14 protein-coding genes are annotated in these 14,925 nt (G+C 65.4%); all 14 read right to left on the minus strand.

Annotation, left to right across the window (positions count from 1 at the left end):
* Window positions 1-52: 52 nt before the first annotated feature.
* On the minus strand, window positions 53-733 hold the full coding sequence (locus DEH84_RS12205; RefSeq protein WP_109037090.1) for a phosphoribosylanthranilate isomerase: 681 nt from the start codon (window positions 731-733) through the stop codon (window positions 53-55).
* Window positions 734-849: 116 nt separating this feature from the next.
* On the minus strand, window positions 850-1,803 hold the full coding sequence (gene truA, locus DEH84_RS12210; protein WP_109037091.1) for a tRNA pseudouridine(38-40) synthase TruA: 954 nt from the start codon (window positions 1,801-1,803) through the stop codon (window positions 850-852).
* Window positions 1,804-1,812: 9 nt separating this feature from the next.
* Window positions 1,813-4,515 (minus strand): FimV/HubP family polar landmark protein, encoded by a 2,703-nt coding sequence (locus DEH84_RS12215; protein ID WP_281262552.1) that lies wholly within the window; start codon window positions 4,513-4,515, stop codon window positions 1,813-1,815.
* 313 nt (window positions 4,516-4,828) lie between these two features.
* Window positions 4,829-5,962 (minus strand): aspartate-semialdehyde dehydrogenase, encoded by a 1,134-nt coding sequence (asd, locus tag DEH84_RS12220; protein ID WP_109037093.1) that lies wholly within the window; start codon window positions 5,960-5,962, stop codon window positions 4,829-4,831.
* Between the two features lie 55 nt (window positions 5,963-6,017).
* Window positions 6,018-7,094: a 3-isopropylmalate dehydrogenase gene (leuB, locus tag DEH84_RS12225; protein WP_109038372.1), complete on the minus strand. Its 1,077-nt coding sequence runs from the start codon at window positions 7,092-7,094 to the stop codon at window positions 6,018-6,020.
* Window positions 7,095-7,135: 41 nt separating this feature from the next.
* A complete protein-coding gene (gene leuD / locus DEH84_RS12230; protein ID WP_109037094.1) occupies window positions 7,136-7,783 on the minus strand; it encodes a 3-isopropylmalate dehydratase small subunit in 648 nt (215 codons plus the stop codon).
* 5 nt (window positions 7,784-7,788) lie between these two features.
* On the minus strand, window positions 7,789-7,920 hold the full coding sequence (locus tag DEH84_RS12235) for an entericidin A/B family lipoprotein (RefSeq protein WP_109037095.1): 132 nt from the start codon (window positions 7,918-7,920) through the stop codon (window positions 7,789-7,791).
* Window positions 7,921-7,932: 12 nt separating this feature from the next.
* Complete coding sequence (gene leuC / locus DEH84_RS12240) at window positions 7,933-9,342, minus strand: 3-isopropylmalate dehydratase large subunit (protein WP_109037096.1); 1,410 nt, start codon at window positions 9,340-9,342, stop codon at window positions 7,933-7,935.
* A gap of 383 nt (window positions 9,343-9,725) precedes the next feature.
* The gene (gltA, locus tag DEH84_RS12245; RefSeq protein ID WP_109037097.1) at window positions 9,726-11,036 is read right to left on the minus strand and encodes a citrate synthase; all 1,311 of its coding nucleotides are present in this window, start codon (window positions 11,034-11,036) and stop codon (window positions 9,726-9,728) included.
* 113 nt (window positions 11,037-11,149) lie between these two features.
* Window positions 11,150-11,437 carry a succinate dehydrogenase assembly factor 2 gene (locus DEH84_RS12250; RefSeq protein WP_109038373.1) on the minus strand — a complete coding sequence of 96 codons (288 nt, stop codon included), beginning with the start codon at window positions 11,435-11,437 and terminating at the stop codon, window positions 11,150-11,152.
* Window positions 11,438-11,492: 55 nt separating this feature from the next.
* The gene (locus tag DEH84_RS12255) at window positions 11,493-12,200 is read right to left on the minus strand and encodes a succinate dehydrogenase iron-sulfur subunit (protein WP_109037098.1); all 708 of its coding nucleotides are present in this window, start codon (window positions 12,198-12,200) and stop codon (window positions 11,493-11,495) included.
* Window positions 12,201-12,229: 29 nt separating this feature from the next.
* Window positions 12,230-14,008, minus strand: coding sequence for a succinate dehydrogenase flavoprotein subunit (sdhA, locus tag DEH84_RS12260; protein ID WP_109037099.1), 1,779 nt, complete (start codon window positions 14,006-14,008; stop codon window positions 12,230-12,232).
* Between the two features lie 3 nt (window positions 14,009-14,011).
* Window positions 14,012-14,374, minus strand: a complete 363-nt coding sequence (sdhD, locus tag DEH84_RS12265; protein ID WP_109037100.1) for a succinate dehydrogenase, hydrophobic membrane anchor protein — start codon at window positions 14,372-14,374, stop codon at window positions 14,012-14,014.
* A 21-nt stretch (window positions 14,375-14,395) separates the two neighbouring features.
* A complete protein-coding gene (gene sdhC, locus DEH84_RS12270) occupies window positions 14,396-14,815 on the minus strand; it encodes a succinate dehydrogenase, cytochrome b556 subunit (RefSeq protein WP_109037101.1) in 420 nt (139 codons plus the stop codon).
* Between the last annotated feature and the right edge of the window lie 110 nt (window positions 14,816-14,925).

The following is a 14,925-nucleotide window of genomic DNA, read 5'->3' on the forward strand; positions in this document are numbered from 1 at the left end:
GACTCTCAAGGAACTCGGACGCGGTTGCCACCGGAATGGGTCGGCAGCCGCTTCAAACGGTTTCGGCACAAAGCCGGTCGGCCGCTCGCACGGCCTCACAGAAACGGCGCATCAGCGCGGCATCCTTGATGCCCTTGCTGGCTTCCACGCCCGAACTGACGTCCACGGCCCAGGGCCGCACGCGCCTCACTCCTTCTTCCACATTGCCGGGGTGCAGCCCCCCGGACAGGATCATCGGTCGAGACAAGGTCGTCGGCAGCAAGGACCAGTCGAACACCTGCCCGCCGCCGCCGTAGCCCTCGACATGGGCGTCCACCAGCACGGCCTGCGCGTCGGTGTAGGACGAGGCGAAGTCTAACAAATTGAAACCCGGCGCCATCCGGGCCGCGCGGATGAACGGCTGTCCGGCCGCCAGCGAGACGCAATCGGCGGGTTGTTCGTCGCCGTGGAACTGCAGCAGCGCCTGAGGCAGGTTCTGGCGCACCTCGGCCGCCAGCGCGGCATCGGCGTTCACCAGCAGCACCACCGGTGTCACGAACGGAGGCAGACGGCGTGCCAGCTCGGCCGCACGGGCCAGCGGCACATGCCGGGGGCTTTTGGGGTAAAGCACGAACCCGATGGCGTCGGCACCGGCTTCGACCGCAGCATCGACATCGGCCTCGCGCGTGAGGCCACAGACCTTGATGCGGGTGCGATGAAAGGCGGGCAAAGGCGACGTCAGACTGGGGGGCATCCCGACATGGCGGCAGACTGAGCTGCATAGCCGGTGGTGACAACCCGTGGATTGTCGCAAAAATCGGCCCTCAGGCCAATCTCCCGCCCGACGCCATGGGGCACGACAGGCCCCGGTCAGCCGGCCGAGCCGTCGTCCGGGAGCGGCTGAGGCAGCCACGACAACCCGGGAACCTGGCTGGGCAGCCCCCAAGCTGCGTCGTACTGCGGCCCCAGAAAGTACAACCCGTCGGGTGAGAACGTGGGCGCGGCGACCTTGCGATCACGGGCCTCGAGCACCCGCTGCACCCAGGACACCGACTGCGTGCCTGTTCCGACGGCAATCAGGCAACCCATGATGTTGCGGATCATGTGGTGAAGAAAGGCCTGCCCTTCGAAATCGAAGCGCCAGTAGCGGTGCGGCACATCGCTGTCGCGTGGTGGAACGAAGGGCGTGGCGGGGCGACACGGGGCGATGCGGATGTCGCGCAGTTGCTTGACCGGCGTCGGCGACTGGCATTGCGACGAGCGGAACGAGCTGAAGTCGTGCTCGCCGATCAGCAGGGCGGCGGCCTCGCGCATGGCCTGCAGGTTCAGCGGCCGGAACACCCAGCCCACCTGCCCTGCCTCGATGGCCGGCTTGATGGGTGACTCGAGCAGGATGTAGGCGTAGCGGCGGCCGATGGCGCTGTTGCGCGCATGAAAGGTGTCAGGGACCTCGGCCGCCCACTGCACGGCGATGTCGGGCGGCAGAAAGGTGTTCGTGCCGCGCACCCAGGAAAACGACGCCCGGGACAACGGCGTATCCAGGTGCACCACCTGGTTGATGCCATGCACGCCGGTGTCGGTGCGCCCGGCACACACGGTCTTGACCGGATGCACGGCGAACTCGCTCAGCGCGTGCTCCAGTGCATCCTGAACTGTGCCGCCATAGGGCTGGCTCTGCCAGCCGGTGTAGGCGCCGCCACGGTAAGAAACACCAAGGGCGACCCGGCGGGTCGCCCTTGCGTCGGACCGGGAGGCGTCTCGGGCATCCGGGTCGGCCACCGGAGTGACCCGACCCGGCACCCGCGCCGGTTCCTCATGCCGCATCGTGTCGCATCATCCCAGTGAATCGAGCATGCCCTGGGCCTTGGCGCGCAGCGCCGCGTCCTGGGTGTTGTCGAGCACTTCATTGAGCAGCTCGCGGGCACCGTCGACATCGCCGATCTGTCGGAACTCGTCGGCCAACTCCAGTTTGCGAGCCATCGGATCGGTGAGCGAGGAATCCGCAGCAGGCTGGTTGAGCCAGTCGTCCTCGCCTGCCACCTCGGCCGCCGGGATCGGCTCGGCTGCCTCTCCTGTCGGCACATCGAGGTCGAGGCTGATCGACTCCATGTCGAAGGCGGGCTCCGGTGTGGCAGCAGGCTGGGCTGCGGGCGCAGCAGGCGGGAACTCGTCCAGATCGAAGTCCAGGCCAGCGTTGTCAGGCGACGTGGCCGCCGGCAGCTCCGGCAGTTCGACCGGCTCCGCGGATGCCGGCGGGTTGCCGAGATCAGGCAGGTCGTCGTTCAGGTCCAGCGGCGGCAGGTCATTTAGCTCGACGGCCGCAGGCGACACCGAGTCGGTCACCTCGTCCAGTGGCGCCGGGCCCGAGATGTCGAGGTCCAGGTTCACCATGTCGACGTCGTCCGGCTCGGCCGCGACCGGCGGGGCCACGGAGTCGAGCTGGCTGGGAGCGGGCATCACGGAGTGCGGCACGGTCGAGGCGCCCAGGGCGTCGGTCGACTCACGGGCCACATCCTGCTCGGAGGGGCGCCCGCCCGGCTGGTACAGCGGGTTTTCGGGGTCGATGCCCAGGCCCATTTCCTGGGCCTTGGCCCAGTCTTCACCGACGCCATTCGTCAGGGCGAACAACTGCACGGCCAGCTGCTCGTAACCCTTGGTGTCGCGGCGCTTGGCGTAGACCTCGAGCAGCTTGGTGCGCACCGCCAGGCGGTCGGGCGTGCTGCGCAGTGCCTCCTTGAGGATTTCCTCGGCCTGAAGGTCCCGGCCGTAAGCCAGGTACACATCGGCTTCTGCCACCGGATCGACATCACCGATGGCATCCAACTGGCTGAGCGAATAGCTCATCGACGACGGGCCACCCGTCGCGTCGCGGGTGTCGACGCGCTGCCCCCCGCTGGCTCCGAAGAAGGAGTCGGGCTGCAGGCGGCTCTCGAGGAAAGACGTTTCACCGGAGTCGGTGCGGCGACGCGAGCGAAGGAACATCAGCCCGCCGGCCAGCAAAGCCAGGGCCGCACCGCCGGCGGCGAGCAGCATCGGGTTGACGGTGGCCAGCAGGCCCGGCTCTTCAGGCTCGGCTGCAGGCGGCGGTGCCACCGGGGCGGGCGCCTGGACCACCGGTGCAACCGGCGAAGCCGCAGACGCCGGCTCGGACGCGGCGTTGGCCACGGCCGTGGCCGACGCGGCTTCCGAGGCCACGACTTGCGGCGCGTCGGTCAGGGGCTCGGACGCCGGAGCCGGCGAGCCGGACGGGACGTCCTCCAGCGGCTTCGCGGGAGCAGAGGGCACGGGGGCCGGCTTCGGTGCCGGGGGGGCCACTGCCGCCTTCTCCTTCAATTGACGGAGCTCGTCGAGGTTCTTGGACAGCTCGGCCACGCGGGCCGTGCTTTCCTCCTTGGCACGCGACTTCGCGAGGCGGTCTTCCACCGAGGCGTTGCCACCCGCGGCCATGCCGCCCTTGCTCAGGGTCAGCTTGTCGGGGGTCTGTGCGGCGGCCTGCTTCTGGTCCTTGACCTCGGCTTCGACCTGACCCTTGACCTGACGCTGTGCCTGGCCAGGCACCGACTCGGTCACCGTGCCAGCCAGGCGCTGACGGTAGGCCGCGAAGTCGGCACTTTCGGCGATGATGATCTTGCGCGCTTCCTGCGTGCTGATTTCGCGGGCCTGTTCAGCCGAGGGCAGGTCCAGCACGGCCCCCGCCTTGAGGCGGTTCATGTTGCCCTGGAAGGCCTTCGGGTTGGCGCGGTACAGGCTCACCAGCATCTGGTCGAGCGACACGCCGGGCTGCAGCTTGCGGGCAGCGATCGACGACAGGGAGTCGCCCGAACGCACGCGGACGCTTTCGGCAGACGCCGAGGCGGCCGCAGCCGACGGCGTGCTGCCCGGCGCTTCAGCGACCGGTGCCGACGGAGCGGGCGCCGGGGCGGGAGCGGAAGGCGCGGGCGGCGCCGGACGGCTGGCGCGGCGCTCGGCGCGCACCGCCGGTTCGGCAGGACGCTCGGCAGCCGGCCGGGACGGCGCACGCGACGCCGCAGCCTCGGTGCTTGGCGGCGGCGTGACAGGCGACGGCACGCTGATGGCCGGCGCGGTGGCCTGGGTCGGGGCGCGGCTCGAAGGGGGATCGAACAGCAGGGTGTATTCACGCACCAGACGCCCCGTGGACCAGGACAGATCCAGAATCACGTCGACAAACGGCTCCTGGACGGAGCGGTCACTCGCGATGCGCAGATAGGGGCGGCCGTCGGCGCGGCGCTGCAGCGTGATGTTGGTGGTGGCGAGCACCGGGTTGTAGTCGACGCCCGCTGCGCGGTAGGTTTCCGGCGACGCCACGCGAACCTGCAGCGAAGCGCCCTCTTCGGTCGTGAGGCTGCTCAGGTCGATCTCGGCACGGAGCGACTCGCCCAGCGCAGACTGCACATTCAGCTTGCCCAGACCCAGCGCCCAGGAGGCCCCAGGCAAGCCCGCCAGCACGGAAAAGACTGCGGCCAGCGCAACCCGATTCAGGGCGAATCGCCCCGAGGACAACGAATGATCTTTCAAGGCGTCTCCCAAGTCGTCGTGACGGTGCATGCGTCGACCTCAATACGACCGGATCGGACAAGACCCAGGAGGCGCGACCCCACCCGCAGACGGTACGCAGCAGAAAACACAATAACAGCCGCTAGATACGGTGACAAGCTCATGCATTTACTGACAAAAGCCAGTGCCAGCATGGTGCCTGTCCCCGCCCCCTTGGCGGGGCATGATTGTCGCCTTGCGGCCACACGCCCCACCTTTGATTTTGTGACCAGACGTTGCAACCGCTGCCTTGATCAGCGGCTGCCCGGTCTTGTTTTTCGAGGGGTAAAAACGCTCACGCGTCCAGCAGGATGCGCAGCATGCGGCGCAGCGGCTCGGCCGCGCCCCACAGCAGCTGGTCACCGATGGTGAAGGCGCCGATGTACTCCGGGCCCATGGCGAGCTTGCGGATGCGTCCCACCGGGATCGTCAGCGTACCGGTGGTGGCCACCGGGGTCAGGTCCTTGATCGTGGCCTCACGCGTGTTCGGCACCACCTTCACCCACTCGTTGTCGGCGGCGATCATGGCTTCGATGTCAGCCAGGGGCACGTCCTTCTTCAGCTTGAAGGTCAGGGCCTGCGAGTGGCAGCGCATGGCGCCGATGCGCACGCAGAAACCGTCGACCGGGATCGCGGCCGAGCCGAAGCCCTCGCCCAGACCCAGGATCTTGTTGGTCTCGGCCATGCCCTTCCACTCTTCCTTGGACTGGCCATTGCCCAGGTCCTTGTCGATCCAGGGGATCAGCGAGCCACCCAGCGGCACGCCGAAGTTGGCCGTTTCGGCTTCCGTCAGCGAACGCTGCTTGGCGATGATCTTGCGATCGATTTCCAGGATGGCGCTCTTGGGGTCGTCCAGCAGGGACTTCACTTCGGCGTTCAGCGTGCCGAACTGGGTCAGCAACTCGCGCATGTGCTGAGCACCGCCGCCCGAGGCGGCCTGGTAGGTCTGGGTGGACATCCACTCGACCAGACCGGCCTTGTACAGCGCGCCCACGCCCATCAGCATGCAGCTGACGGTGCAGTTGCCACCGATCCAGTCCTTGCCGCCGTTGGCCAGCGCGTTCTTGATCACCGGCATGTTGACCGGATCCAGCACGATGACGGCGTTGTCCTTCATGCGCAGCGAGGAGGCGGCGTCAATCCAGTGGCCATTCCAGCCGGCGGCGCGCAGCTTGGGATACACGTCGTTGGTGTAGTCACCGCCCTGGGCCGTCAGGATGATGTCGCAGCGCTTGAGTTCGTTGATGTCGTAGCCGTCCTTCAACGTCTTCTCGTTCTTGGCCATCGCGGGGGCAGCGCCACCAGCGTTGGAGGTCGAGAAGAACAGCGGTTCGAAGTGGGCGAAGTCGCCTTCGGCCTGCATGCGGTCCATCAGCACCGAGCCGACCATGCCGCGCCAGCCGACCAGACCAACCAGAGTCGTAGCCATGATGAATTTCCTTCAGTGATTCAGTGTTGTGTAGCGAGCGGTTCAGCCCGGTCGGTCATTGCGCCTTGAGGGCGGCGACCACGGCCTCGCCCATCTCGACGGTACCGACCTTCTGCGTGCCTTCCGAGTGGATGTCGGGCGTGCGCAGGCCCTGCTCCAGCACGGCCTGCACGGCGCGCTCGATGCGGGCGGCGGCCTCTTCCTGGTTCAGGCTGAAGCGCAGCATCATCGCGGCCGACAGGATGGTGGCCAGCGGGTTGGCGACGCCCTTGCCGGCGATGTCCGGAGCCGAGCCGTGGCTGGGCTCGTACAGACCCTGGCCCTTGGCGTTCAGCGAGGCCGAAGGCAGCATGCCGATCGAGCCGGTCAGCATCGAGGCTTCGTCCGACAGGATGTCGCCGAACATGTTGCCGGTCACAACCACGTCGAAGCGCTTGGGCGCCTTGACCAGTTGCATGGCGGCGTTGTCCACGTACATGTGGTCCAGCTCGATGTCGGGGTACTGGGCGTGCACCTCGGTGACCACGTCCTTCCAGAACTGGAAGGTTTCCAGCACGTTGGCCTTGTCGACGCTGGTCACACGCTTGTTGCGCTTGCGGGCGGCCTGGAAGGCCACGTGGGCGATGCGCTCGATTTCGGGCTTGCTGTAGCGCATCGTGTCGAAGGCTTCCGGTGCACCCTTGAACTCGCCATCCGGGGCCTCGCGGCGACCACGGGGCTGACCGAAGTAGATGTCGCCGGTCAGCTCGCGGATGATGAGGATGTCCAGACCGGCCACCAGCTCGGGCTTGAGGCTCGAGGCGTGGGTCAGCTGCGGGTAGCAGATGGCCGGACGGAAGTTGGCGAACAGGCCCATGTTCTTGCGCAGGCCGAGGATGGACTGCTCGGGGCGCAAGTGGCGCTCGAGCTTGTCGTACTTCCAGTCGCCCACCGAGCCGAACAGCACGGCGTCCGAGGCCATGGCCAGGTTCAGGGTGTGCTCGGGCAGCGGGTGGCCGTGGGCGTCAAAGGCAGCGCCGCCGACCTTGGCTTCGTCCAGCTGGAACGGCAGGTCCAGCACCTTCAGCACCTTGACCGCCTCGTTGACGATCTCGGGGCCGATGCCGTCACCCGGCAGCACAGCAATCTTCATGACCATGGTGGTTGTCTCGTAACTTCGTGGGAATCTGGAACTCAGACGATGCGGTTGTTCAGCCAAGGCTTCGTGGCCAGCCGCTCGGCCTCATAGGCCTTGATCTTGTCTGCGTGGCGCAGGGTCAGGCCGATGTCATCAAAGCCGTTGACCATGCAGTACTTGCGGAAGGGCTGGATGTCGAATGACAGCTCGGCGCCATCGGGCTTGACCACGACCTGACGCTCCAGATCGATGGTGAGTTCGTAGCCCGGGAACGCGAACACCTCGTTGAACAGCTGGTCGACTTGCGACTCGCTCAGCGCGATCGGCAGCAGGCCGTTCTTGAAGCTGTTGTTGAAGAAGATGTCGGCAAAGCTGGGGGCAATGATGGCGCGGAAGCCGTACTGTTCGAGCGCCCAGGGCGCGTGCTCACGGCTTGAACCACAGCCGAAATTCTTGCGCGCGAGCAGCACCGAAGCGCCTTGATAGCGCGGCTGGTTCAGCACGAAATCGGGGTTGGGCTTGCGGGTGGCCGGGTCCTGGCCGGGCTCGCCGGCGTCCAGGTAGCGCCACTCGTCGAACAGGTTGGGGCCGAAGCCCGTGCGCTTGATCGACTTCAGGTATTGCTTGGGAATGATGGCGTCGGTGTCGACGTTCTCCCGGTCCATCGGGGCGACGAGGCCCTTGTGAATGCGGAATGCTTGCATGGTGTTTACTTTTTCGCCGCGTTGGAGATGGCCTCACCGGCCTTCTCGAGGTCCTGACCGAAGCCGTGCACCGTGTTGCAGGCGCTCATGGCCCACAAGGTCATCAGCATGAGGATCAGGGCTGCCAGACGTTGCATGGTGGTCCTGCCTCAGCCCAGACGACGGACGTCGACAAAGTGGCCTTCCATGGCCGCCGCGGCCGCCATGGCCGGGCTCACCAGGTGGGTACGCCCGCCTGCGCCCTGACGGCCTTCGAAATTGCGGTTGCTGGTGGACGCGCAGCGCTCGCCCGGCTCCAGGCGGTCGGCGTTCATGGCCAGACACATGGAGCAGCCCGGCTCACGCCATTCGAAGCCCGCGGCCTTAAACACCTGGTCGAGACCCTCGCGCTCGGCCTGTTCCTTCACGAGCCCCGAGCCCGGGACCACCATGGCCAGCTTGATGTTCGAGGCCACGCGGCCACCCATGCGCTTGACCACCGCGGCGGCCTCACGCATGTCTTCGATGCGGCTGTTGGTGCACGACCCGATGAAAACCTTGTCGACGCGGATGTCGTTGATGGCCTTGTTGGGTTCGAGCGCCATGTACTGCAGCGCACGCTCCATCGCGGAGCGCTTGACCGGGTCCTTTTCCTTGTCGGGATCCGGCACGCGGTCCTCGATGGACAGCACCATCTCCGGCGAGGTGCCCCAGGTGACCTGTGGCTTGATCTCGTCGGCGTTCAGCTCGACGACCACGTCGAACACGGCGTCCGGATCGGAATGCAGCGTACGCCAGTACGCAACAGCCTGATCCCACTCCACGCCGGAAGGCGTGAAGGGGCGGCCCTTGACGTAGTTGATCGTGGTGTCGTCCACGGCGACAAGGCCGGCGCGCGCACCGGCCTCGATGGCCATGTTGCACACCGTCATGCGGCCTTCCATGCTGAGTGCGCGGATGGCGCTGCCGGCGAACTCGATGGTGTAGCCGGTGCCGCCCGCTGTGCCGATCTTGCCGATGATGGCCAGCACGATGTCCTTGCCCGAGCAGCCCTTGGGCAGCGTGCCCTCGACCTTCACGAGCATGTTCCTGGCCTTCTTGGCCAGCAGCGTCTGGGTGGCCATGACGTGCTCGACCTCGGACGTGCCGATGCCATGCGCCAGGGCGCCGAACGCGCCGTGGGTGGAGGTGTGGCTGTCGCCGCACACCACGGTCATGCCGGGCAGCGTGGCACCCTGCTCCGGGCCGATGACGTGGACGATGCCCTGCCGCTTGTCACCCATCTTGAACTGCGTGATGCCAAAGCGGTCGCAGTTCTTGTCAAGGGTGTCGACCTGCAGCTTGGATACCGGGTCCTTGATGCCTTCGCGACGGTCGGTCGTGGGCACGTTGTGGTCGCTGACGGCCAGGTTGGCCGACAGGCGCCACAGCTTGCGGCCAGCAATGTCGAGGCCTTCGAACGCCTGGGGGCTGGTCACTTCGTGCACCAACTGGCGGTCGATGTAAAGGACGGCGGTGCCGTCTTCCTCGGTGTGGACGACGTGTTCGTCCCAGATCTTGTCGTAGAGCGTGCGTCCCATGATCCTGTCGCGCGGGGAAGGGGCAGACTGCCCCCAGGTTGGGGAAAGTTGTCAATTTTACGACAGGCAACGGCACCCACGCGCACCCTTCCTCAGGCGATCCCCCCGACAACATGGGCACTTCGCCCCGTGCGACGGGCTTTCGCGACGGCGTCAGCGACAGCCCGCTTCGGAGGAAGGTGCGGGCGGGCACTCCGATCGGGTATCGGTCCGCACGGGCACGCAGCGGCCGCCAAGGCCCAGATCGCGATAGCGGGGCGGAAGGGTGCCGAAATGCCCACCACGCACTCGCGGGAGCCCGGACACCACGCGCCAAGAAAAAACCCGGCCGGGGCCGGGTTTCGAGGGGTTCACTGACCCGACCAGCGGGCCAGGTGAAACGGTCAGCGCTTGGCGATCGGAGCCACGTCGCGCTTCTCGGCGCCGACGAACAGCTGACGCGGACGGCCGATCTTGTACTCGGGGTCGCCGATCATTTCGTCGAGCTGGGCGATCCAGCCGACCGTACGGGCCAGCGCGAAGATCGCGGTGAACAGCGGCACGGGGATGCCAATGGCGCGCTGCACGATGCCCGAGTAGAAGTCGACGTTCGGGTAGAGCTTGCGCTGCACGAAGTAGTCGTCTTCCAGGGCAATCTGCTCGAGCTTCTTGGCCAGGGCGAACAGCGGGTCGTTTTCCAGGCCCAGCTCGGCCAGCACCTCGTTGCAGGTTTCCTGCATCAGCTTGGCGCGCGGGTCGTAGTTCTTGTAGACGCGGTGACCGAAGCCCATCAGGCGCACGCCCGAGTTCTTGTCCTTCACCTTTTCCATGAACTCGCCGACCTTCGAGATGCCGCCCATGGCCTGGATTTCTTCCAGCATGTTCAGGCAGGCCTCGTTGGCACCACCGTGGGCCGGGCCCCACAGGCAGGCCACACCAGCGGCAATGGCCGCGAACGGGTTGGTGCCCGACGAGCCGCACAGACGCACGGTCGAGGTCGAGGCGTTCTGCTCATGGTCAGCGTGCAGGGTGAAGATGCGGTCCATGGCGCGCTCGAGCACCGGGTTCACCTTGTACTCTTCGCACGGCGTGGCGAACATCATGCGCAGGAAGTTGCCAGCGTAGGACAGGTCGTTCTTCGGGTAGATGAACGGCTGGCCGATCGAGTACTTGTACGCCATGGCCACGAGCGTGGGCATCTTGGCGATCAGGCGGATCGCGGCGACCTTGCGGTGCTCGGGATTGTTGATGTCCGTGCTGTCGTGATAGAAGGCCGACAGCGCGCCGACCAGGCCGGTCAGCACCGCCATCGGGTGCGCGTCACGACGGAAACCGCGCAGGAAGAACTGCATCTGCTCGTTGACCATCGTGTGGTTGGTCACGCGGTTGACGAACTCGTCCTTCTGCGACTGGTTCGGCAGGTCGCCGTTCAGCAGCAGGTAGCAGGTTTCCAGGAAGTCGCAGTTGGTGGCAAGCTGCTCGATGGGGTAGCCGCGGTACAGCAGCTCACCCTTGTCACCGTCGATGTAGGTGATCTTCGAGTTGCACGACGCCGTCGACAGGAAGCCAGGGTCGTAGGTGAACTTGCCGGTCTGGCCGTACAGCTTGCGGATGTCAATCACATCCGGGCCGACAGAACCCTTGTAGATGGGCAGTTCCATGCTGGGGCTGCCGTCAGAAAACGACAGGGTGGCTTTCACGTCGGACGGGGTCATGAGCACTCCTAAGGGGGTCGGTCTTGTGAGAGAAATGGAAACTTCGGGTACCAGGGCCGGCTGACAGCAATGTGCCCTCTGCAGTCCGCTCGCGCGGCATCAGAGGGCAACATTCACGCCGGCTTCACACGCATCAGCGAAAGCACCTGCATGACTTCGGAGGATGCCAGCTCGCCTTCGGGCTCCTTGCGGGCCAACAGGAGATCCAGCAGATCATTGTCAGACAGGTCCATCAATTGAAGCAATCCCTGGACCAACGGTGTGGTCAGACTCGCTTCGTGCTGCTCGAAAAACCGATCGATGAAGATGTCGTTTTCAAGCAGCCCGCGACGACAGCGCCAGCGTAGCCGACGCAGGGTGTCCGGGTCGGGCATCAGGTCGGCAGGCACGGGAGCGGTCATCGGAATGGGTGGGCTGTTGCGCACGAGGGCGAGCAAGAATGGAAAGCGGGCGGGATCAGACGGCGCGCTTGACCATCAATTCCTTGATCTTGCCAATGGCCTTCGTGGGGTTCAGGCCCTTGGGGCAGACGTCCACGCAGTTCATGATGGTGTGGCAACGGAACAGACGGTATGGGTCTTCCAGGTTATCCAGGCGCTCGGCCGTGGCCTGATCGCGGCTGTCGGCGATGAAGCGGTAGGCCTGCAGCAGACCGGCGGGGCCCACGAACTTGTCGGGATTCCACCAGAAGCTGGGGCAGCTGGTGGAGCAGCTGGCGCACAGGATGCACTCGTACAGACCGTCGAGCTCTTCGCGCTCTTCGGGCGACTGCAGACGCTCCTTGTCGGGCGGCGGCGTGTCGTTGACCAGGTACGGCTTGATCGAGTTGTACTGCTTGAAGAACTGCGTCATGTCCACGATCAGGTCGCGGACAACGGGCAGGCCGGGCAGCGGCTTCAGCACGATCGTGCCGGGCAGCGTGCGCATGTTGGTCAGGCAGGCCAGACCGTTCTTGCCGTTGATGTTCATGGCGTCCGAACCGCACACGCCTTCACGGCACGAACGGCGGAACGACAGGGTGGGGTCCACAGCCTTGAGCTTGACCAGGGCGTCCAGCAGCATGCGCTCGTGACCGTCGAGTTCGATCTCGATGGTCTGCATGTAGGGCTTGGCGTCCTTGTCAGGATCGTAGCGATAGATCTGGAAAGTGCGCTTTTGGCTCATGATGAATTCCTAATGCTGGGTCGCTTCGATCAGAAGGTACGGACCTTCGGCGGCACCGATTCCACGGTCAGCGGCTTGAGGTTCACAGGCTTGTAGTCCAGGCGGTTGCCTTCGGAGTACCACAGCGAGTGCTTCATCCAGTTGTCGTCGTCGCGGTTCGGGAAGTCGTTGTGGGCATGAGCACCACGCGACTCCGGACGGGCGGCGGCCGACACCATCGTGGCCTGGGCAGCTTCGATGAGGTTCTCGACTTCCAGGGCTTCGATGCGGGCGGTGTTGAAGACCTTGGAGTTGTCCTTCAGGCCAATGCTCTTCACGCGCTCGCGGACGTCGGCGATCTTCTTGACGCCTTCTTCCATCGAAGCCTGGGTGCGGAACACGCCAGCGTGCTTCTGCATGGTCGAACGGATGTCGTTGGCGACGTCCTGGCAGTATTCGCCACCCTTCTGGTTGTCCAGACGGGCCAGACGCGACAGGGTGTAGTCGGCAGCGTCCTTGGGCAGCGGCTTGTGGTTCTTGGTCTTGAGGTTGAAGTCGACGATGTGGTTGCCGGCGGCACGGCCGAACACCACGAGGTCGAGCAGCGAGTTGGTGCCCAGGCGGTTGGCGCCGTGCACCGACACGCAGGAGCACTCACCCACGGCGTACAGGCCGTTGATGATCTCGTTGGGCTTGCCGTTGGCGGGCACGACGACCTGGCCGTGCACGTTCGTCGGAATGCCACCCATCTGGTAGTGGATGGTCGGCACCACGGGGATCGGCTCCTTGGTGATGTCGACGTTGGCGAAGTTGTGGCCGATCTCGTACACCGAGGGCAGACGCTTCATGATCGTCTCGGCACCCAGGTGGGTCATGTCCAGCAGCACGTAGTCCTTGTTGGGACCGCAGCCACGGCCTTCCTTGATTTCCTGGTCCATCGAGCGGGACACGAAGTCACGCGGAGCCAGGTCCTTCAGGGTCGGGGCGTAGCGTTCCATGAAGCGCTCGCCGTTGGCGTTGCGCAGGATGGCGCCTTCGCCGCGGCAGCCTTCGGTCAGCAGCACGCCCGCGCCGGCCACGCCGGTGGGGTGGAACTGCCAGAACTCCATGTCTTCCAGCGGGATGCCGGCGCGAGCCGCCATGCCCAGGCCGTCGCCGGTGTTGATGAAGGCGTTGGTGGAAGCCTGGTAGATGCGGCCGGCGCCACCGGTGGCGAACAGCACGGTCTTGGCGTGCAGGATGTGCACGTCGCCGGTTTCCATTTCGAGGGCGGTCACACCCACCACGTCGCCGTCGGCGTCGCGGATCAGGTCGAGGGCCATCCACTCCACGAAGAACTGGGTGCGGGCCTTGACGTTCTGCTGGTACAGGGTGTGCAGCAGGGCGTGGCCGGTACGGTCGGCCGCGGCGCAGGCGCGCTGCACGGGCTTTTCACCGTAATTGGCGGTGTGGCCGCCGAACGGACGCTGGTAGATGGTGCCGTCGGGGTTGCGGTCGAACGGCATGCCGAAGTGCTCGAGCTCGTACACGACCTTCGGTGCTTCGCGGCACATGAACTCGATGGCGTCCTGGTCGCCGAGCCAGTCGGAGCCCTTGACGGTGTCGAAGAAGTGATAGTGCCAGTTGTCTTCCGACATGTTGCCCAGCGAGGCACCGATGCCGCCCTGCGCCGCGACGGTGTGCGAGCGGGTCGGGAAGACCTTGGACAGGACAGCGACGTTCAGGCCGGCCAGGGAGAGCTGCAGCGAGGCACGCATGCCGGAGCCGCCGGCACCCACGATGACGACGTCAAACTTGCGGGTGGGAAGAGAGGTAGCGATAGCGGTCATTTTTTACAGTCTCCACAGCACTTGGATGGCCCAGCCGGCACAGCCGACCAGCCACACGATCGAGAACACCTGAAGCGTCAGGCGAATGCCGACCGGCTTGATGTAGTCCATGAAGAGGTCACGCATGCCGACCCACACGTGGTAGAGCATGGCGATGATGACGACGAAGGTCAGGGTCTTCATCCACTGCTGGGAGAAGATGCCGGCCCAGCTGTCGTAGCCAAGAGGGCCACCGAAGAGGACCTGCGCCAGCAGGACGACGGTGAACAGGGCCATCAGAACGGCCGTGATGCGCTGCGCCAACCAGTCGCGCAGACCATAGCTGGCACCCGTGACGATGCGCTTGGTTCCGTAGTTTTGGGACATGCTTGTTTCCTGGGACAGTGATCAGAACAGACCGAACAGCTTGGCGCCCAGCACGACGGTCAGCGCGATGCTGACAGCCAGGGTCGTCACAGCGGTGGACTTGCCGGTCTCCTTGGAGTACGAGTGCGACACTTCCATCAGCAGGTGGCGGATGCCAGCGCAGAAGTGGTGCAGGTAGGCCCAGATCAGGCCCAGCGCGACCAGCTTGAAGAACCAGCCGGCCTGGCCCGTGAAGACGGCCGTGAATTCGTCATAGGAGATCTCCGAGGAGACGCTCTTGTCGAACATCCAGATGATGAAGGGCATCAGCAGGAACATGATCGCGCCGCTGATGCGGTGCAGGATCGACACAATGCCGGCCGCCGGGAGCCGGTAGGCGACGATGTCCGAGATGTGAATGTTCCGGTAGACGGGGCGTGGGGTTTTCGCGTTGTCAGCCATGTTGTGTGGGGCTCCTGCCGAGCGTCATTAATCTGTCAAGAGAACACGGGATTTTAGGGCAATCCCCAGCCCGACGGACTCGTTCTGCTTTTGGTCAAAACTGGGTCAGA

This window comes from Aquabacterium olei (assembly GCF_003100395.1).
GTDB lineage: Bacteria > Pseudomonadota > Gammaproteobacteria > Burkholderiales > Burkholderiaceae_C > Aquabacterium > Aquabacterium olei.

Coding starts and splice junctions, on each gene's coding strand:
- leuC (WP_109037096.1), bottom strand. CDS start 9,342: ATGGGACGCACGCTCTACGACAAGATCTGGGACGAACACGTCGTCCAC.
- sdhD (WP_109037100.1), bottom strand. CDS start 14,374: ATGTCCCAAAACTACGGAACCAAGCGCATCGTCACGGGTGCCAGCTAT.
- asd (WP_109037093.1), bottom strand. CDS start 5,962: ATGGCTACGACTCTGGTTGGTCTGGTCGGCTGGCGCGGCATGGTCGGC.
- DEH84_RS12235 (WP_109037095.1), bottom strand. CDS start 7,920: ATGCAACGTCTGGCAGCCCTGATCCTCATGCTGATGACCTTGTGGGCC.
- DEH84_RS12255 (WP_109037098.1), bottom strand. CDS start 12,200: ATGAGCCAAAAGCGCACTTTCCAGATCTATCGCTACGATCCTGACAAG.
- truA (WP_109037091.1), bottom strand. CDS start 1,803: ATGCGGCATGAGGAACCGGCGCGGGTGCCGGGTCGGGTCACTCCGGTG.
- DEH84_RS12250 (WP_109038373.1), bottom strand. CDS start 11,437: ATGACCGCTCCCGTGCCTGCCGACCTGATGCCCGACCCGGACACCCTG.
- DEH84_RS12205 (WP_109037090.1), bottom strand. CDS start 733: ATGCCCCCCAGTCTGACGTCGCCTTTGCCCGCCTTTCATCGCACCCGC.
- sdhC (WP_109037101.1), bottom strand. CDS start 14,815: ATGGCTGACAACGCGAAAACCCCACGCCCCGTCTACCGGAACATTCAC.
- leuD (WP_109037094.1), bottom strand. CDS start 7,783: ATGCAAGCATTCCGCATTCACAAGGGCCTCGTCGCCCCGATGGACCGG.
- sdhA (WP_109037099.1), bottom strand. CDS start 14,008: ATGACCGCTATCGCTACCTCTCTTCCCACCCGCAAGTTTGACGTCGTC.
- gltA (WP_109037097.1), bottom strand. CDS start 11,036: ATGACCCCGTCCGACGTGAAAGCCACCCTGTCGTTTTCTGACGGCAGC.
- leuB (WP_109038372.1), bottom strand. CDS start 7,094: ATGAAGATTGCTGTGCTGCCGGGTGACGGCATCGGCCCCGAGATCGTC.